The sequence below is a fragment of the Mycobacterium sp. E1747 genome, assembly GCF_001667775.1.
In the GTDB taxonomy this organism is placed as follows: Bacteria; Actinomycetota; Actinomycetes; order Mycobacteriales; family Mycobacteriaceae; genus Mycobacterium.
In genome coordinates, this window is sequence record NZ_LZJI01000114.1 from 68670 (window position 1) to 88053 (window position 19384).

Consider the following 19384-nt stretch of genomic DNA (forward strand, 5'->3'; position numbering starts at 1 on the left):
CGGTCATCCCGACAGGTTGAAGTTGCCGGACTGCCCGTACACGGACAACGAAATCGCCAGGCAGACAAACGCCGTGACGATCATCGATGACCGCACGGAACGCCCGACAGCCTCCCCCACCCCCGCGGGACCGCCTGTCGCGGTGAAACCGTAGTAGGTGTGCACAACCATGACGCCCGTCGCCATGGTTAGAGCCGCCAGAAACGACCAGAACAAGTCGGTGGGGCGCAAGAACGTGGAGAAGTAGTGCTCGTATACCCCGCGCGACTGGCCGTAGCTGTAGATCGTCAGGAACTTGGCCGCGATGAACGACATCAATACCGCGACGGCGTAGAGCGGGACGACGACCAGGATCCCGGCGATGATCCGCGTCGACGACAAATACGTGATGGCGCGGATACCCATCACCTCCAGCGCGTCGATCTCCTCGTTGATCCGCATGGCCCCCAGTTGCGCGGTCGCACCGGCACCGATCGTGGCCGCCAGTGCCAGTCCGGCGGTGCACGGCGCGATCATCCGAACATTCAAAAAGGCCGACAGAAAACCGGTCAGGGCCTCGACTCCGACGTTGGACAGCGTGTCGTAGCCCTGGACGGCGACCAGGGCGCCGGTGGTCAGGGTGAGGAAGCCGATGATGCCTACGGTCCCTCCAATCACCGCCAAAGCGCCTGTGCCCATGCCCATTTCGGCGATCAGTCGGAGCAGCTCGCCTGGATAGCGCCGTACCGCGTCGATCATGTTGGCCAGGGATTGCCCGTAGAACACCGTCTGTTCACCGAGCTTGCGGGCGTAGTCGGTCACCCTCGGGCCAAGGGTGACGATCCACGACGGTTCCCGCGCTGCGTCGGTCATTTCGCGGTGACCTTCACGCCGAGCGCGGTGAGCACGATGTTGATGAAAAACAGGGCCATGAAAGAAAAGACAACGGTCTCGTTCACGGCATTGCCCACGCCGGTGGGACCGCCGCCCACCGACAGGCCCTTGTAGCAGGCGATCAGACCCGCCGACAACCCGAACAGGGTGGCCTTGATCAGCGACGTCACCACCTGGGGAAGCCCGGTGACGAGCGTCATGCCCGCGACGAACGCGCCGGGGGTGACGTGCTGAACGAAGACCACGAAAACGTAGCTGCCCGCCAGCCCGGTAACCGCGACCACCGAGTAGAGCAGGACCGCGACGAACGTTGCGGCGATGATGCGGGGAACCACCAGGGCCTGAATCGGATCGACGCCGATTACCTTCATCGCGTCGATTTCTTCGCGGATGGTGCGGGCGCCCAGGTCGGCGCACATCGCGGTCGACCCAGCCCCGGAGACGACCATCGCCGTGACGACGGGTCCGACCTGCGTCACCGACGCCAAACCCGCGCCGGCGCCGGACAAATCACCGGCGCCGATTTCGACCAACAGGATGTTCAGGACGAACACGATGAGGACCGTGTACGGGATCGACAGCATGATCGTCGGAAAGATGGAAACCCGCGCGACGAACCAGATCTGCTCGAGCAACTCCCGCCAGGCCCACGGACCCCGCACCGCGGCGATTAGCGCTTGGGCGCTGAGGAGGAAGAATTCGCCCAACGCATTCATGGGCTTCGCGATGGTGGAGCCGTTCATGAGCCGCGCTCCGACCAGCCGCCGTCCATATGGCCCAATCCCGTTTTCCATTCTCGTAATGCAACAGCGCGAAAGCACCGGTTGTTGTTACACGCCGACCGCGGTGTCAGTTTGCGCGCCTAGATCACGCGAGGAATGTACGGGCAAACCGAACACTGCGTCAGGGTTGGAATCAACACGAAGCTAAGTTGGCCAACGCGAGTAACGTCTCGAGCAGGACTAGTGCCGTCTGCGCACGCGGCACACGAGAACAGCTAAACCCCAAAGCGGTTCCTCGTTCGCTCAGCGACCGAGTCGGACCGCCGGGCACCCGGCAGGTGGGGCACGAACACCGCCGGCCCAGCGTGGAGTGAATGTCACAGATTTGGCGGAACGCCTCGATAGCGGGGACGCGGAATCCCCGCTCGTCGCTTGACGAGTCCTCCGTTGCCAACAACTCGGTTGAGCGCCCACGGCCACCGTCCCGTTCGGCCACCCCCGCCAGACGACACGGTGCGGATTTTCGGTGCTCAAATCAAGGGTTAGGTTCAGGATGAAACTAAAAGCGCCGATACCAACAGCATTTCCGCCCGGATACGCTTACTCGGGTGACCGATACCCCGTCCTCCTACCTGGTGTTGGCCTCCCAACGGAGCGGCAGCACGCTGCTGGTCGAGTCGCTGCGCGCGACCGGCGTCGCCGGCGAGCCGCAGGAGTTCTTTCAATACCTGCCCGCCACCAGCCAGGCCCCACAGCCGCGCGAGTGGTTTGCCGGGGTGGAGGACGAATCGATACTGAGCCTGCTCGACCCGCTTGACCCCGGGACACCTGACCTCGCGCCGCCCGAGATCTGGCGCGACTACATCCGGACGGTCGGCAGGACGCCGAACGGCGTTTGGGGCGGCAAGCTGATGTGGAACCAGACACCACTCTTGCTGAACCGCGCGAAGAATCTCCCGAATCGCAGCGGCGACGGTCTTCTGGCCGCCATCACCGACGTGGTGGGCGAAGAGCCACTGTTCATCTACGTGCATCGGCCCGATGTGATTTCGCAGGCGGTGTCGTTCTGGCGCGCGGTGCAGACGCGGGTGTGGCGAGGCAGGCCTGACCCGGCTCGCGATGCGCGCGCCACCTATCACGCCGGTGCGATCGCGCACGTCGTCACCATGCTGCGCGCCCAAAATGAGGGCTGGCGGAATTGGTTCGCCGACGAAGGCGTCAAACCGATGGAGATCCCCTACCCGGTATTGTGGCGCAACCTGACTCAGGTCGTGGCGTCCATACTGGAGGCGCTCGGACTCGACCCGCGGCTGGCCCCCGAGCCCGTACTGGAACGCCAGGCCGACCAGCGCTCCGATGAGTGGGCGGACCGCTACCGCGCGGATGCCGAAAAGCTCGGCCTGCCAACCTGACCGCGGCCCGCCGGCGGCGCACCCTAGATTCAGGGCGAGCTAATCACTTGCTCCGGACCGCCCGACACGTCACCATTCCGTCAGCGGCCGTGCGACGCCCGGGCCGCCGAAGGCGAACGAGGAGCGGTCATCGTGGGTGAAAGCGGTCCCATTGACCGACGCGAGGAAGAGGCCAGGGCGCGACCCGGCTGGCCCGCGGTGCTCGGCTCGATATCGGTGGACTGGTGGGCGACCGCGGTGGCCGGCGTGATCGTCGCGCTGGCGGTGGCCAACGTGCTCCCCAAGGTTCCGTGGTGATCGCGTGAGCACCCTTCGCGCCGAGCCCGACGAGACGTCCGTCGAGGCCACTTTCACCAGCACCCGCCCGCTCGACTATGTGCCGGGCATCGTGCTTCTCGTGGGGGTCGGGGTACTGGGTAAATACGCCCAGGTCTGGTGGAACGGGCTGGCCAAACACCAGCACTGGACCGTCCCCGACATCGAATATGTGTTGTGGGCCATCGTGATTGGGCTGCTGATCACCAACACCATAGGCCTACATCCGATCTTCCGACCCGGTGTGCTGACCTACGAGTTCTGGCTCAAGGTCGGGATCGTGGCGTTGGGCTCGCGTTTCGTGCTGGGCGATATCGTCAAACTGGGCGGCATCAGCCTGGTGCAGATCCTGGTGGACATGACGATAGCGGGGACGATCATCATCGTCGCGGCGCGCGCGTTCGGGTTGTCGGGCAAGCTCGGCTCACTGCTGGCGATCGGAACGTCCATCTGCGGGGTGTCGGCCATTGTGGCGGCCAAGGGCGCGATCCGGGCCCGCAACTCCGATGTCAGCTACGCGATCGCGGCGATCCTGGCTTTGGGCGCGGTGTCGCTGTTCGTGCTGCCGCCGTTGGGCCACGCGATCGGGCTGACCGACCACGAATTCGGCCTGTGGGCAGGCCTTTCCGTGGATAACACCGCCGAGACCACGGCCACCGGCTACCTCTACTCCGAGCATGCCGGCAAGATCGCGGTGCTGGTGAAGTCGACCCGCAACGCACTGATCGGATTCGTGGTCCTGGGCTTTGCGCTGTACTGGGCCGCGCGGGGCCAGGCCGACGAGATCGCGCCCGGGGCAAAAGCCAAGGCCGCGTTCGTCTGGGAAAAGTTCCCGAAGTTCGTGCTCGGCTTCCTCGTGGTCTCCGCGATCGCGACTGCGGGCTGGCTGACCAAGGGCCAGACTGCCAACCTCGCCAACGTGTCGAAATGGGCGTTCCTGCTGACCTTCGCCGGTGTGGGGCTCAATACCGACATCCGCCAAATCGCGCGCACCGGTTGGCGACCTCTGGTGGTCGCGGTCATCGGGCTCACCGTCGTCGCCGCGGTCTCGCTGGGCATCGTGTTGCTGACATCGCGCGTGTTGGGTTGGTACACGGGCACTTAGCCCCGGGTGGGCCGTCACCCGACGTTGGTGCCACCCTCGGCGATCCTGCGCACCGCCCGGAGGAAGACGTCGATCTCCTCGAACGTGTTGTAGAACGCGAACGACGGGCGAACGGTGGCCTCCAGCCCCAGCCGCCGGAGCGCGGGCTGCGCGCAGTGATGCCCGGCGCGGACCGCGATACCCTCCGCGTTGAGCGCCTTCCCCACTTCGAGCGGCTCGTGTCCCGCGAGCACGAAGGACAACACGCTGGCCTTGTCGGTTGCGGTGCCCACCAACCGGACACCGGGAATGTCGGCGAGGCGCGGCGTCGCGTACTGAAGCAACGAGTGCTCGTAGGCCGCGATGCGTTCGATGCCCAACCGCTGCACGTAGCGCAGCGCCTCGGTCAGCCCGACCGCGTCGGCGATGTTGCCGGTGCCGGCCTCGAACTTGGTCGGCGGCCCCTGATACAGCGAGCGTTCGATCGTCACGTCGGCAATCATGTGACCGCCGCCCTGCCACGGCGGCGTCTCCGTCAGCGCTTCCTCGGTACCGTAGAGAGCGCCAATTCCGGTGGGGCCATAAATCTTATGTCCGGAGAACACGAAGAAGTCGGCGCCGAGTTCGGCCATGTCGACGGGCATGTGCTGGATCGACTGAGCCCCGTCGATCAGCACCCGGGCGCCATAGCGATGACCCAATTCCACGATCTTGTCGACCGGCACCACCGTGCCCAGCGCATTGGACACCTGAGTGGCGGCCACCAGCTTCGTCCGAGGACCGAGCAGTTCCTCGAATTCGCTTAGCAACAGGTTGCCGGCGTCGTCGATCGGCGCAACCTTCAGGATCGCCCCGGTCTTTTGTGAAATAAGTTGCCAGGGAACGATATTGGCGTGGTGTTCGAGGTGGGTGATGACGATTTCGTCGCCTGGTTGCAGATGCTTTGCGCCCCAGGCGTGCGCCACCAGGTTAATGGCTTCGGTGGTGCCGCGGACGAACACGATGTTCTCGGAGCTGGGAGCGCCGATGAAATCGGCCACGGTGTCACGGGCCTCTTCGTACGCATCGGTAGCCCGGGCCGCCAATTCGTGTGCCGCGCGGTGAATGTTGGAGTTCTCGTGGGCGTAGAAGTGTGACAGCCGGTCTATCACCACCTGTGGCTTCTGGGTGGTCGCCGCGTTGTCGAACCAGATCAACGGCTTTCCGTTGACGACTTCCTTCAGGATCGGGAAATCCGCCCGGATCGCGCTGACATCGAACACTTCGTGCTCGTCGGGCAGCCGCGGCACCGCATCGGCGATACTCAGGAAGTCATAATTCCGCTCGTCACCTGTCGGTGCCGCCGTTGGTGCGCCGCCGTCCGACCAGCCCAGGTCGGGCACGGCGGGCGGCTGGGATCCCCAGGCGGGCACTGCGTACGGCGATGCCCCACGCGGAGCCGCCGGGACTGCCGGGGCAACCCCGGCCACCGCCCCGGGCACGGTCGGCACGATGCCTTGGGTCGGCACCCCGAAACCGCCGAAGTCACCGAGGCCGGCGGTCGTATCCGGCACGCCGCCACGGGGCGCGACGGGAATCGTCTGGGGCGGGGAGTCCGGCTCCGCTGCCGCCGGAGCCGGAAGGTAGATGTCGGTGACACCCAGCGCCGGAATCGGCGCCGGATACACGTCGACGGCCGCGGCAGCCGCCCGCCCGGTCGAGGTCGCGGCCGTGGCGTCCGGCACGCCGCCGCGCGGGGCGACGGGGACCGACTGCGGTGGCGTTTCGGGTTCGGGTGACGTCGGCGCAGGAAGATAGATGTCGGTGACACCCAGCACCGGGACCGGCCCCGGATACACGTCGGTGGCGCCGGCGGCCGCCTGCCCGGCCGACGTGGCCGCCGTGGCATCCGGCGCGCTGCCACGCGGGGCGACCGGCACCGATTGCGGCGGGCTGTCGGGACCCGGCCGGATGCTGGCCGCATACAGCTGGGTCGCCAGCGCGGCGAGTTCCGCGGCGCTGATGGGCAGGTCGCTCTCGGCGTCTACCGCTCGGTACTCACTTGTACTCATGGAACTGGTCCACGGCGACGTCGTCGAGCACGGCGAGCGCGTCGTCGGTGAGCACGGCCAGGGACGTATAGAGGGTCACCAGATACGTCGCGATTGCCGACTGGTTGATGCCGGTGAATCGCACCGACAGCCCCGGCGCCTGCTCGCCGACCAGGCCCGGCTGGAAAAGGCCGACCACACCCTGCCGCTCTTCCCCGGTGCGCACCAGGATGAACTTGGTCTTCCCGTCTTCCACCGGCACCTTGTCCGACGGGATCAGCGGGATACCGCGCCAGGTGATGAACTGCGCGCCGAACAGGCTGACCACCGGCGGGGGCACACCCCGGTAGGTGGCCTCACGGCCGAAAGCGGCGATGCCCAGCGGGTGGGTGAGGAAGAAGCTGGGCGTCTTCCACACCTTGGTGATCAGCGCGTCCAGGTCATCGGGCGCCGGAGCGCCCGCCAGCGTCTGGATGGTCTGCTCGGGAGTCGCCTGGGCCAGCAGCCCGTACTCGGGGCTGTTGACCAACTCGAACTCCTGACGCTCCTTGATCGTCTCGATGGTCAGCCGCAGCTGCTGCGCGATCTGATCGTGCGGACTCGAGTACAGGTCGGACACCCGGGTATGGATGTCGACCAGGGTCGAGATGCTTCGCAGCGTGTATTCGCGCGGGCTGGTCTCGTAGTCGACGTAGGTCTCCGGCAGCGGTTCCTCGGTGCCGGCTCCGGCTTCGGCCTTGATCGCGACCCCTTCGGGGTTGACCACCCGGTTGACGCGATACAGGCCAGCTTCCACCGGCACCCAGCTCAGCAGGTGCAGCAACCAGCGGGGCGTGATGGTGGAAAGCTGCGGGACGGTTTTGGTCGCGTTGGCAAGCTGTCTAGCTGCAAGATCGCCGAGTGCCTGAGACTCGCTTTGAGCCGACGTCATCGTGGTCCTTCCGTGCTCGATCGAAATGCTGCAGCGTGGTGCGGCAGGTCCATGATCACCCGCCGTGGCCGGGTTCGCGCGCCGAGCCTAAGGGACCGTCGGAGCCGGGCAAAGCATTACTCCCGCGCTGAGTTAAAGGGCCGTAAAGCGCCCGCAATCTGACAGTGATATTCAACTGGGCCTATAGTGGGGGCCATGCAACAGGCCGTTCAGCCGCGCTTCGTTCCTTCGCGCATCGCCGCCTGCTGTTGTTGTCGCTGTTGTTGATTTCCTGACGCTCTGAAGACGCAGTAGAAATCCCGCGCCCTGCCCATTGATGGGGCTACCACCGCCCCCGGCCGCCAGCCGCGCGTTCACCAGCAAAAACTTTCAGGAAGACAACCATCCATGACAGTGATGTCACTACCCACCCGCGCCTCCGCGCCGGTGGAGACCCGGCACCGGGTTCTCGTCAGGCCGGCAACCGAAGTCGCGCGGATGACGCGCTACCGCGGGGGCACGTACTCCCATACCGTGGACACGGTTGTGTTCGCCGACGGTAGCTCTGCCCGGACCGACCTGATCAGGGTCAATCCCAATCTCCACGCGTATTCCCTGGACTTCTTCGGCATCGCGCCTCATGAGCCATCCCGCTACCGCCTGGGCAGCTGGTCGGCACTGCCCCACCTGCGCAGCCGCGACCACGAAGCCGAGGTCGACTGGATCCTGCGCAACTCTTTCCCGATGCGCACGACGGCCGAACTGAGCGAACAACTGCGCGCCGCGGGCGACCCCCCGGGGAGGGCCCACATCAGCGAACACGAGGCGATCGCCGCCACCCAGGCCGCGATTTGGCATTTCACCAACGGTTTGACCCTGGACACTCGGCCCCTCAATGTCCCCGTCAAGGTACGCCGGATGGCCGGACGCGTGATGACCTTCGAATTCGACGGCGAACCGCAACTCGGTGGTTACTCGGTGTGGGTCGACTCAGACGCCGCCGTCGGCTTGACGCTACAAAAGTCGACCGACGGTGTTGCATGGCAAGACATTTCGGGTTCTCCACTGACGGTGGGCGCGGGCAAGGGCCGTCATCGGCGCACGCTCGGGGTGGGTAGCACGCTGTCGTCCAGCAGCCACGGCAGCGGCGGGCGTGGCTATCGCCATTATCGATTGATCGCAACGACCGACGCGGCCAGCCCGATAATCGACCATGTTCGCTTCTGGCTGACCGGCGCCCGCCACTACCGCAATGCTGATCGAATTGTGCACCTCTACAATTATCTGATCACTGCGGCGCGCAAAGCCTCGCGCGATACGGTGGAACCACAACTAGTCGATATCGAAGCAACCGCCAATTCGGAGCTTGTAGGACCGTTTCAAGTGCCAATCCCGTTGACGCTCAACGTCGGTGACGGACACACGCTCGTCGACTCCGACGGTGAGACGATCGTCGGCATTGTGCAGGCGGGCACGGACTTTTACCTGCGGCCCGCCCCGGGTACGTCCACAACGACGGTCACCGCGACAACACCGGAAAGCCTCCCCGGCCGGGTGCTGACCGGCGTCGCGCTGGAGGGAGCGGCACATCGATTCACACCCATCGCCTTGACCGTACCCACGGCCGTGGCCATCGAATTCGACATCAGCTGGCAGACCGACGAGTCATGTACCGACATCGCCTGAGGAAGACAGATGAGCATCGCAGATAACGTCACACAACTGATCGGGAACACGCCGCTGGTCCGGCTGAATCGGGTCACCGAAGGGGCGGTCGCCGACGTCGTCGCCAAGCTGGAGTTCTTCAACCCCGCAAACAGCGTGAAGGACCGCATCGGTGTCGCCATGCTGGATGCGGCCGAGCAGGCGGGGCTGATCAAACCCGACACGATCATCCTGGAGCCGACGAGCGGAAACACCGGTATCGCGCTGGCGATGGTGTGCGCGGCACGCGGCTACCGGTGCGTGCTGACGATGCCGGACACGATGAGCACCGAACGCCGAATGTTATTGCGCGCGTTCGGCGCAGAGATAGTGCTAACGCCGGGCGCCGAAGGCATGGCCGGAGCCATCGCCAAGGCCGAAGAGCTGGCCAAGAACGACCAACGGTATTTCATCCCGCAACAGTTCGAGAACCCCGCCAACCCCGCGATCCACCGCAAAACCACCGCTGAGGAGGTGTGGCGCGACACCGACGGCAAGATCGACTTTTTCGTAGCCGGGGTGGGCACCGGGGGAACGCTCACCGGCGTCGCTCAGGTGATCAAGGAGCGCAAGCCGTCGGCGCGATTCGTGGCCGTGGAGCCGGCCGCGTCACCGGTCCTCTCCGGTGGCCAGAAGGGGCCGCACCCGATTCAGGGCATCGGCGCCGGGTTCGTGCCGCCGGTGCTCGAAGTGGACCTGGTAGACGAGGTCATCACGGTCGGCAACGAAGAATCTCTGGACATGGCACGTCGGTTGGCCCGGGAGGAGGGACTGCTGGTCGGCATCTCCTCGGGCGCGGCCGTCGTCGCGGCGCTGCAGGTGGCCCGCCGCCCGGAGAACGCCGGCAAGCTGGTCGTGGTGGTATTGCCGAGCTTCGGTGAGCGGTATCTGAGCACCCCGCTCTTCGCCGACCTGGCGGATTAGTCATGCTCGCAGACATTCGACGTGACATCCGGGCCGCCAGGGAGCGCGACCCGGCCCGCCCGACCACGCTGCAGGTGATATTCGCCTACCCGGGTGTGCATGCGATCTGGGGCCACCGCATCAACCATTGGCTGTGGAATCGCGGTGCCCGGCTCGCCGCGCGGACGTTTGCGGAGGTCGTCCGCATTCTCACCGGAGTCGAGATTCACCCCGGCGCGGCCCTTGGCCCGGGGTTGTTCATCGACCACGCGACCGGCGTGGTGATCGGCGAGACGGCCGAGGTAGGCGAGGACGTGACCATCTACCACGGCGTCACCCTCGGCGGCAGCGGACGGGACACCGGCAAACGCCACCCGACCATCGGCGACCGGGTCATCATCGGCGCCGGCGCCAAGGTGCTCGGCGCGATCAAGATCGGCGACGACAGCCGGATCGGCGCCAATGCCGTCGTCGTCAAGGAGGTTCCGTCGAGCGCCGTGGTGACCGGGGTACCCGGACAGGTCATCAGCCGCCATGGGCGAAGCAGCCCGGACGACTCGATGATGCCCGACCTCGTGGGTGTCAGTCTGCAGTCGCTGCTCACCCGGGTAGCCAAGCTGGAGTCGGCCAACGACGGACAACAACAATCCGAGCGGGTGATCCGGCCGCCGGAAGCCGGCGTATGGCACGGCGAAGACTTCTCCATCTGAGGACCACGTGAGCACTCTTGTCATCGCGGGGACGGCGCTGGTCGCGGCGCTGGGTGTCGCCACGGCGGCCGGCGCGATGTTCAATCGCCGCTCCGGGGTGCTGCGGGAGACCAGCCCTGATTCCCCACCGGACACGTCCGACCTCGGCTTGGCACAGGCGGGTCCGACGGTAGTGCACTTCAGCGCAGCGTGGTGTGGTCCCTGCGCGTCGGTGCGCCGCGTCGTCGACCAAGTCTGCGCCGATCTTCCCGACGTGTCGCACGTGGAGATCGATATCGACGCCAATCCCGCCGCCGCCAAGCGGCTATCGGTGCTGTCGCTGCCAACCACGTTGATCTTCGATGCCGAGGGCCGTCAGCGCTACCGTAGCGCCGGGGTGCCGAAGGCCGGCGACCTGCGGGCGGCGCTGCAACCGCTATTGGCTTAGCCCTCGAATCATCAAGTCACCGAACGCCTTTTCCGCCCGGCGTGCGGCCTGAACTCGGCGAAGTATTACTCACGGTGAACTTAATACGGCCATGGAATGCATTGTCGCCCCGAGCGTTGCACAGTGGGTTAGCAACGAATCGGAAGGCGTGCCATGACCGAGCTACATCTGGCCGTGGGGCTGGACGGCTACGGCTGGCACCCACACGCGTGGCGATACGCCTTCGCCCACAACGCCACCGGCGGCACACACCTCGGCGGCCGGTACTGGGGCGCCCTGGCCGCCGTCGCCGAGCGCGGCCTGCTCGACTTCCTGACCATCGACGACTCATTTGACGTTCAGCCGGGGCGGCGGCCCGAGATATCCCCGCGGCGGCTGGCGGGACGCGCGGATGCCGTCCTGGTCGCCGCGCGCATAGCGCCAGTCACCACACACATCGGATTGGTGCCCGTCGCGACCGTCACCCACACCGAGCCCTTCCACGTGTCCAAAGCGATTGCGACGCTGGACCATATCTCCCACGGCCGGGCGGGCTGGCAGGTGCGGGTGAGCGCCACGGCGCACGAGGCCGCGCTGTTCGGGCGGCGGGCCCGCCTCGAGGCCGACGAGCTGTTCGACGAGGCCGCCGACGCCGTGGAGGTGGCGAGGCGGCTCTGGGACAGCTGGGAAGACGACGCCGTCATCCGTGACGTGGCCACCGGGCGTTACATCGACCGCGACAAATTGCATTACATCGACTTCGCCGGCAAGCACTTCTCGGTCAAGGGCCCGTCCATCACCCCGCGGCCGCCGCAGGGCCAGCCGGTGGTGCTGGCGCTGGCGCACGCGCCGGGTGTCTACGAGTTCGCGGCGAGTGGCGCCGACGTCGTGCTGATCACCCCGCACGACGACGACTCGCTGCGCTCGATGTTGCGCGACGTCGCCCAAGCGGGGCGCGCGACGGGCCGTGCGCTCAAGGTGTACGCCGACCTCGTCGTCGCGCTGGTCGACGACCCACTGACGCCCACCGCCGCGGTCTCCTCCGACGCGCACGTGTTCGCCGGCAGCGCAGGCGATCTGGCCGAGTTGCTATTGAACTGGCAGGACGCCGGCGTCGACGGGGTGCGGCTGCGGCCCGCGGTCAACGCGATCGACCTGCCCGTGATTGTCGACGAGCTGGTGCCGGCGCTGCAGCGCGCCGGGGTGTTCCGCACCGCCTACCGCGACGGCGAAACACTGCGCGAGCGGCTCGAATTGGCCCCCGCACCCAACCGCTACGCGGCGGTGGCGACGTGACCGTCACCCCGCTGTCCATCCTCGATCTGTCCCCGATCAGCGCCGGGTGCGACGCCGCCACAGCGCTACGCAACACGATCGACCTCGCCCAGCATGCCGAACAATGGGGTTACAAGCGCTATTGGCTCGCCGAGCACCACTTCGTCGCGGTGGCCAGCTCGTCGCCGGCGGTGCTGATCGGACAGATCGCCGCGGCCACCAACCACATCCGTGTCGGCTCGGCCGCGGTGCAGATCGGCCACACCACACCGATCGCGGTCCTGGAGAGCTTCGGCATCATCGACGCACTTCACCCCGGGCGCATCGACATGGGTCTGGGCCGGTCCGGGCAGCGACGTACGGAGGCGGCCGCGTCGCCGCCATACGCCCCTCGGCCGTGGGGCGACGTGGACGGCGTCGTCATCCCCCCGCCGTTCGACCCGACGGCGCTGATGACAAGCGGGCGGATACGGGCGCAGGCCGCCGTGCTCACCCAACCGTGCGCGCAACCGGCCGATTTCGCCGAGCAGATCGGTGCGATCGAAGCGCTACTCGACGGCACCTATACCCACGACGGTCATGAATTGCACGCTGTCCCAGGCGAACACAGCCAGTTGACGCCGTGGATCTTCGGCAGCACGCGTGGGCAGAGCGCGGAGGTCGCGGGCGCCCGCGGGCTGCCGTTCGTGGCCAGTTACCACATCACCCCGGGCACCGCGCTGGACGCGATCGCCGCCTATCGGGAAGCGTTCCGGCCGTCCGCTCGGCTGGCCAGGCCCTACGTGGTGGTCTCGGCCGACGTCGTAGTCGCCGAGGACAGCGCCACCGCTCACCACCTGGCGTCCAGTTATGGCCGCTGGGTCTATTCCATCCGCGGCGGGCAGGGCGCCATCCCCTACCCCGATCCCGACCTCTTCGAACCCCTCACCGACGACGAACTCGGGCTGGTGGCCGACCGCACCGCAACGCAATTCGTCGGCAATCCGGACGAGGTCGCCGATCGGCTGGAACTGCTGCGCCGGGTGACCGGCGCCGACGAACTCGTGATCACATCGGTCACGCACCGGCACGCAGACCGGCTGCGCTCGCACGAGCTGATCGCCAAGCGCTGGGGGCTGACCGGATGAGCACGCGAACGATCAAGCGCCGCAAGCAGATAATCCTCGGCGCGCACTTTCCCGGAGTCAACAACACCACCGTGTGGTCCGATCCGGACGCCGGCAGCCAGATCGCGTTCGAATCGTTCGTGCACCTGGCCCGAACCGCCGAACGCGGCCTGTTCGACTTCTTCTTCCTGGCCGAGGGGCTGCGGCTGCGCGAACACCGCGGCAAGATTCACGACCTCGACGTCGTGGGCAGGCCCGACACCTTCACCGTGCTGGCCGCCCTCGCCGCGGTCACCGATCGGCTCGGTCTGGCCGGAACCATCAACACCACCTTTAACGAACCCTACGAGGTGGCAAGGCAATTCGCGACCTTGGATCACCTCTCCGAGGGCCGCGCGGCGTGGAACATGGTCACCTCCTCCGACGCGTTCACCGGAGAGAACTTCCGCCGCGGCGGGTTCCTCAACCACGCCGACCGGTACCAGCGGGCCGAGGAATTCATCACCGTCGCCCGGCGGTTCTGGGACGGCTGGGCGCCCGACGCGGTGGCCGCCGACGTCGATGCCGGCATCTACGCCGACCCCACCCGGATCCACCCCGTCGAACACCACGGTGCGCAGTTCGACGTCCGCGGCTTGGCCTCGCTTCCCGCCGGCCCGCAGGGCCATCCGGTGCTGCTGCAGGCCGGTGACTCCAGCGATGGCCGGGACTTCGGCGCCCGGCACGCCGATGCGCTGTTCACGCTGCACGGATCGCTGGAAGCGGGCCAGCGCTACTACGCCGACGTCAAGAACCGGGCCGCCGCCTACGGGCGGAACCCCGACCACCTGAAGGTCCTGCCCGGCGCGACGTTCGCGCTCGGCGACACCCCGCAAGAGGCGGAGGACAACGCGCGTCACATCCGCGAGCAACAGGTCAGCGGCCCGACGGCGATCGCGTTCTTGGAGCAGGTCTGGGGAACCGATCTGTCCGCCTACGATCACGACGGGCCGCTGCCCGACGTCGAGCCGGTCGAGAACCCCGATATCACCCGGGGGCGCGTCCGCCACGGCGATCCGAAAACCGTCGCGGCGACGTGGCGGGCCCGCGCGCAGGCCGAGAACCTGTCGATCCGGCAACTGATCATCGAAGTGACGAGTCGCCAACAGTTCGTCGGGACGCCGGCGCAGGTCGCCGACGAGATCGATCGCCATGTGCAGTTGGATGCCTGCGACGGCTTCATCCTGGTGCCGCACCTGACGCCACGCGGCCTCGACGAATTCGTCGACAGGGTGGTGCCACTGTTGCAGGAACGCGGTACCTTCCGCACCGACTACCACGGCGCGACGCTGCGCGAGCACCTGGACCTGCCGCCGGTGTCGGCCTGGTCGGGCGGTCGGCCGGGCGTCGCGGTCGGCGACTGAGGACCGGCGCTTCAACCGCTTTTCAAGATGCGTTCACCGCGATCGACGCTACGGTTGGCCTGAACGGCCCAGTCAGCGGAGGTGAGATCGCCATGTACGACGCCCACGCGCCGCGGATCCCGCCGGCACTGGCCGCGCCGAGCCTGAACCGGGGAGTCGGCTTTACCCATGAGCAGCGGCGGCAGCTGGGGCTGACCGGGCGACTTCCCTCGGCGGTGCTGACGCTCGACCAACAGGCCGACCGGGTGTGGCAGCAACTGCAAAGCCTGGCAACGGATCTCGGCCGCAACCTGCTCTTGGAGCAGTTGCATTACCGCCACGAGCTGCTCTACTACAAGGTGCTGGAAGACCATCTGCCCGAGCTGATGCCGGTGGTCTACACGCCCACCGTCGGAGAGGCCATTCAACGGTTTTCGGACGAATACCGCGGACAGCGGGGGCTTTTTCTGAGCATCGACGAGCCCGACGACATCGAGGCGGCGTTCCAAACTTTCGGGCTGGAGCCCGACGACGTGGACCTGATCGTGTGCACGGACGCCGAGGCCATCCTGGGTATCGGTGACTGGGGCGTCGGCGGCATCCAGATCGCGGTGGGCAAGTTGGCGCTGTACACCGCCGGCGCTGGGATCGACCCGCGCCGCTGCATCGCGGTCTCGCTCGACGTCGGCACCAATAACGAGCAGCTGCTGCAAGATCCGTTCTATTTGGGCAATCGGCACGCGCGACGCCGCGGCGAGGAGTACGACGCGTTCGTCAACCGCTACATCGAAACCGCGCACCGGCTCTTCCCGAGGGCGATCCTGCATTTCGAGGACTTCGGGCCGTTGAACGCGCGACGGATCCTGCACGATTACGGCGAGAAGTACTGCGTGTTCAACGACGACGTCCAGGGAACCGGCGCGGTGGTCGTGGCGGCCGTGTACGGCGGCTGTCATCTCACCGGGGTGCCGATGCGCGATCAGCGGGTGATTGTCTTCGGTGCCGGCACCGCCGGGATCGGGGTCGCCGACCAGATCCGCGACGCCATGGTGTCCGACGGCGCCTCCGTCGAGCAGGCCGCGGCGCAGATCTGGCCGATCGACCGACAGGGCCTGCTGTTCGACGACATGGACGATCTGCGGGACTTTCAAGTGCCCTATGCGAAGAACCGCGCCGGGCTCGGGGTGGCCGCCGGGAACCGGGTGGGATTGGTGGACGCCATCAAGCTCGCCTCCCCCACCATCCTGCTGGGCTCCTCGGCTGTTTTCGGCGCCTTCACCGAGAAGGTCGTGCAGGCCATGACCGCGTCCTGCGAGCGCCCGATGATCTTCCCGCTGTCCAACCCGACCTCGCGGATGGAAGCCATGCCGGCCGACGTGCTGCAGTGGTCCGACGGCAAGGCGCTGATCACCACCGGCACCCCCGTCGCGCCGATCGAGTACGACGGCACCACCCACACGATCGGGCAGGCCAACAACGTGCTGGTGTTCCCCGGAATCGGGCTGGGCATCATCGTGGCGGGGGCCCGGCTGCTCACCAAGGGGATGCTGCAGGCCGCCGCGAAAGCCGTTGTGCGACAAGCGAGCCCGTCGGCTAGCGGCGATTCGTTGCTGCCCGATGTCAAGGACTTGCGCGCTATCTCCACGTCGGTCGCCGAAGCCGTCTATCACGCCGCCGTAGCAGACGGGGTCGCGACGCGAAGCCATGCCGACGCTCGGCAAGCGGTCCTCGACACCATGTGGACCCCGGCATACGACTAGCGCGCTTCCGATGAGAAGGCGCCGGGTCGTTCGGGTGCGGCGCCAGCGGCGTGGGCTTCGGCGCCACCCTCATCGAGGCTGTAATCCTGCACGCGCGCACTCGCACATTGTCTGCAGATTTACCGGCTCGACGCGCGGAGCACCGGAGACCGAGTCTCAACCTTGCTCCCCCGCCTGGACTCGAACCAGGAACCTATCGATCAGAGGTCGTGCATCTCGCGCTAGCCGCGTGAGTCGTGCTTAACCTGTTGCGACACAACAGGAATCACCGCACCGACAACCCCACACACCACTAATCTGTTGATTAGTGGTCTATGACGACGCTGTGTAGTTACTCAGCGCGACTTAGCTGCGCCTATGAATATCTACGAATCAGTAACGATGATCCACCCCTAATAGTAGGAATACATGCCATGAACCACATTCACAGCCTGTCGTACGTCTTACCAGCACCCTGGGAAGCGGCGATCGACGGCTGGCTGACATGGCTCATCGCGGGGGGAACATCAAAGGAAACACGTCGCACCCGCAGGGCACACGTCCGCTCAGTCGCACGAAAGCTCGGCTTCGCACACCCCAAAGAGGTATCCTCACTCGACCTCATCGGCATACTCGGCATGCCTGACCTATCCACCGAACACCGGCGTGGCTTGCGGGCAAGCCTCACCTCGTTTTACCGGTGGTGTCTGCAGGCTGGACTTATTGACGATGATCCAACAATGTCTTTGCCAGCAATCCGGGCAGCAACAGGCAAGCCCAGACCAGCCACCGATGAGATATGGCGCAGCATCCTGGCGATGTCAGATGCACGCGTACTGCTCATGGCCCGGCTGGCCGGTGAGGCCGGGCTCCGCCGTGCCGAGGTCGCACAGGTACACACGAATGACCTGATCGACCACCCCGAAGGCCCCCAACTGATCGTCCATGGGAAGGGTGGCAAGCAGCGTGTCGTGCCGATTACCACATCACTGGCTGTGGAGATCGCCCATGCTAGGCCGCATGGCGGGTTCGTCTTTCCAGGGCAGATCGACGGCCACGTTTCTCCTGGCCACGTAGGAAAGCTCGTCAGCAAGGCGATGCCTCCCGGATGGTCGATGCACAAACTTCGGCATCGATTCGCGACTCGAGGGTACGCCGGGACTGGTAACCTGCGTGCGGTTCAGGAGGCCCTCGGGCACGCTTCCGTAGCCACAACCCAAAGGTATACAGCGGTATCTAGCTCCGAGGTGCGGCGCGTATCTGAGGCTGCAGCCCAGGCCGCATTCCCTAGCGGCGGGGATGGGTATGGCCAAGCATCCTGAAATTCGTCACGGTGACGACAACCGGCGATTAGAGGATCAGCCTTGTGGACGATGATGAAACGTCCGTGGATCTCAGGGACGAAGAACCAACGCCGCTGGCCTACAGCGAGGCTGTTGAGGAGCCGGTGCGGGAGTCGTGGTGGTCGGCCGGTGGTCGGGCTGTCCTGGGGTTAGCGAATGCCGCCCGCGATTTACCGGTCCCGCTCTAAGAAGCAGCGTCTGAATGCCACACTAAGAAGCCCGTCTCACGATTCCATACGGAGGTTCACCAATGGCCAGGGTGTTGGAACATCCGCTCTATGCTGCATTGAACATCCAGTTGAACCGGCGCTCGTTGGAGCCCACTAGGCGGGCCGCTATCTATGGTTGGCTGCGCGGTGACTACCGCGTCTCACCCCCAGCGACGGCGAAGCAACGCCACCTGCGGGACGTGTTCGAGTCCCGCGGGCACCGGATCTTTGTGGAGGCCGGCACCTACAAGGGGGCCACCACCGCCTATATGGCCGACTACGCCGACCAGGTTTTCTCCGTTGAGCTCCATGAGGGTCTGTTCGCGGAAGTCCAACAGCGGCTCGGAGCCAATCCGAAGATCACCCTGATCTGTGGTGATTCGACCGTGGAGGTGCCGAAAATCGTGGCTGGCTGCGCCACCCCGCCGCTCATTTTTCTCGATGGGCATTTCTCTGGGCCTGGGACTGCGGAGGGTGATGAGAGCGAACCGGCCGGGTCGACGTTGCAGCGCCTCGCCGATGTCACGCCTGCGGGATCGACGATCATTGTGGATGACCTTCGCCAGTTCGGCACCAAGGAACGTATCCCGCAGCTGGATGAGATCGCGTTAGCGGCCCGGTCGGCGTTCCCATCGGCGTTGATCCGCGCCGGCTTGGATTCAATCGTCATCGAGACCTAGATACACGAATAGCGCCCCCAGCCGGATCGGGGCTGGGGGGCGCTTCGTGGGGTGTTACTGGTGGCGGAGCAGCCGCTTGGCCGTGAACAGCCAATGCAGCGGATCGTAGCGATCCTTCACAAGATTGCATAGATGCGCCGCGATGGAGAACGCCACGAACCGGGTGATCCACGGATGGGCGAGCATGTAGCGGTCTGCGGCCTCCGAAAGCAGCTCGCCTTCATCGGCGGCCACCTCATAGAGGATGATCAGACCGGCCAACCCGAGCCACGCCCGGTCTGCGGGCCTCAACCTGGTCACTGTTCAATCCCGGTCGATGAGCTCATGTCGGGATGAGCGGCGGCGTTCGCGGCGGCGGATCGGCGGTGGCCGGCGGATATCGATCCCCCGCTCGAGGAGCTTGCTGTACGCCTCCCGAATCCACGGCAACAGGTCGTCCTCAACGGTGGACCACAACTCGTCTAGGTCAGCGACGGCGTCCTGCCACTGCTGGAAGCGTTGATTACTTCGCTCGGTCAGATCGGCTAATTCGCGGCGCAGGACGGCGCTGCGGCGTTCATCGGCGTCGATGCGCCTGCGTT

General features: G+C 66.1%; 19 protein-coding genes. 13 read left to right on the forward strand and 6 right to left on the reverse strand.

The annotated features are described in order from the left end of the window. Positions 1-3 precede the first annotated feature (3 nt). Both A5695_RS11675 and A5695_RS11680 read right to left on the reverse strand, forming a co-directional pair. A complete protein-coding gene (locus tag A5695_RS11675) occupies positions 4-852 on the reverse strand; it encodes an ABC transporter permease (RefSeq protein WP_068081377.1) in 849 nt (282 codons plus the stop codon). Further along, positions 849-1616: an ABC transporter permease gene (locus A5695_RS11680; protein WP_068081380.1), complete on the reverse strand. Its 768-nt coding sequence runs from the start codon at positions 1614-1616 to the stop codon at positions 849-851. The genes A5695_RS11675 and A5695_RS11680 overlap by 4 nt, the downstream gene beginning before the upstream one ends. A 587-nt stretch (positions 1617-2203) precedes the next feature. On the opposite strand from A5695_RS11680, the gene A5695_RS11685 reads away from it, so the two are divergent. The 3 genes from A5695_RS11685 to A5695_RS11690 all read left to right on the forward strand — a co-directional run bounded on the left by A5695_RS11685 (position 2204) and on the right by A5695_RS11690 (position 4427). After that, positions 2204-3007, forward strand: coding sequence for a Stf0 family sulfotransferase (locus A5695_RS11685; RefSeq protein ID WP_068081383.1), 804 nt, complete (start codon positions 2204-2206; stop codon positions 3005-3007). Positions 3008-3139: 132 nt separating this feature from the next. Further along, positions 3140-3304 (forward strand): hypothetical protein, encoded by a 165-nt coding sequence (locus A5695_RS28460; RefSeq protein WP_156749590.1) that lies wholly within the window; start codon positions 3140-3142, stop codon positions 3302-3304. A gap of 4 nt (positions 3305-3308) precedes the next feature. Further along, positions 3309-4427 (forward strand): YeiH family protein, encoded by a 1119-nt coding sequence (locus tag A5695_RS11690; protein WP_068081386.1) that lies wholly within the window; start codon positions 3309-3311, stop codon positions 4425-4427. 14 nt (positions 4428-4441) lie between these two features. Here the strand turns inward: A5695_RS11690 and A5695_RS11695 are convergent, their stop codons facing one another. Further along, complete coding sequence (locus tag A5695_RS11695; protein ID WP_068081389.1) at positions 4442-6457, reverse strand: family 2A encapsulin nanocompartment cargo protein cysteine desulfurase; 2016 nt, start codon at positions 6455-6457, stop codon at positions 4442-4444. Next, complete coding sequence (locus tag A5695_RS11700; RefSeq protein ID WP_067279635.1) at positions 6444-7367, reverse strand: family 2A encapsulin nanocompartment shell protein; 924 nt, start codon at positions 7365-7367, stop codon at positions 6444-6446. Before A5695_RS11700 ends, A5695_RS11695 begins: the two co-directional genes overlap by 14 nt. Before the next feature lie 387 nt (positions 7368-7754). Between A5695_RS11700 and A5695_RS11705 the strand changes: the two genes are divergently transcribed. The 10 genes from A5695_RS11705 (at position 7755) to A5695_RS11745 (ending at position 18803) form a co-directional block, all read left to right on the forward strand. After that, positions 7755-9032, forward strand: a complete 1278-nt coding sequence (locus A5695_RS11705; protein WP_068081391.1) for a thioester domain-containing protein — start codon at positions 7755-7757, stop codon at positions 9030-9032. Between the two features lie 9 nt (positions 9033-9041). Beyond that, positions 9042-9974 carry a cysteine synthase A gene (gene cysK / locus A5695_RS11710; RefSeq protein ID WP_068081394.1) on the forward strand — a complete coding sequence of 311 codons (933 nt, stop codon included), beginning with the start codon at positions 9042-9044 and terminating at the stop codon, positions 9972-9974. 2 nt (positions 9975-9976) lie between these two features. Further along, positions 9977-10663 (forward strand): serine O-acetyltransferase, encoded by a 687-nt coding sequence (cysE, locus tag A5695_RS11715; RefSeq protein WP_068081397.1) that lies wholly within the window; start codon positions 9977-9979, stop codon positions 10661-10663. Between the two features lie 7 nt (positions 10664-10670). Next, entirely contained in the window at positions 10671-11090 is a 420-nt protein-coding gene (locus A5695_RS11720) for a thioredoxin family protein (RefSeq protein WP_068081400.1), read from the forward strand. 153 nt (positions 11091-11243) lie between these two features. Then, positions 11244-12365: an LLM class flavin-dependent oxidoreductase gene (locus A5695_RS11725; RefSeq protein WP_068081403.1), complete on the forward strand. Its 1122-nt coding sequence runs from the start codon at positions 11244-11246 to the stop codon at positions 12363-12365. Then, entirely contained in the window at positions 12362-13471 is a 1110-nt protein-coding gene (locus A5695_RS11730) for an LLM class flavin-dependent oxidoreductase (RefSeq protein ID WP_068081405.1), read from the forward strand. Before A5695_RS11725 ends, A5695_RS11730 begins: the two co-directional genes overlap by 4 nt. Beyond that, positions 13468-14853: an NtaA/DmoA family FMN-dependent monooxygenase gene (locus A5695_RS11735; RefSeq protein WP_068081408.1), complete on the forward strand. Its 1386-nt coding sequence runs from the start codon at positions 13468-13470 to the stop codon at positions 14851-14853. The genes A5695_RS11730 and A5695_RS11735 overlap by 4 nt, the downstream gene beginning before the upstream one ends. A 92-nt stretch (positions 14854-14945) precedes the next feature. Beyond that, complete coding sequence (locus A5695_RS11740) at positions 14946-16592, forward strand: NAD-dependent malic enzyme (RefSeq protein ID WP_068081411.1); 1647 nt, start codon at positions 14946-14948, stop codon at positions 16590-16592. 821 nt (positions 16593-17413) lie between these two features. Beyond that, a complete protein-coding gene (locus A5695_RS29580; protein ID WP_369830183.1) occupies positions 17414-17893 on the forward strand; it encodes a tyrosine-type recombinase/integrase in 480 nt (159 codons plus the stop codon). A 271-nt stretch (positions 17894-18164) separates the two neighbouring features. Continuing rightward, a complete protein-coding gene (locus tag A5695_RS11745) occupies positions 18165-18803 on the forward strand; it encodes a hypothetical protein (RefSeq protein WP_068081414.1) in 639 nt (212 codons plus the stop codon). Between the two features lie 54 nt (positions 18804-18857). On the opposite strand, the gene A5695_RS11750 is transcribed toward A5695_RS11745, so the two are convergent. Together A5695_RS11750 and A5695_RS29020 are read right to left on the reverse strand one after the other, a co-directional pair. Next, complete coding sequence (locus tag A5695_RS11750) at positions 18858-19094, reverse strand: hypothetical protein (protein WP_068081461.1); 237 nt, start codon at positions 19092-19094, stop codon at positions 18858-18860. A gap of 12 nt (positions 19095-19106) precedes the next feature. Next, positions 19107-19384: hypothetical protein (locus tag A5695_RS29020; protein WP_197515461.1), on the reverse strand; the 278-nt coding region annotated here is incomplete at its 5' end.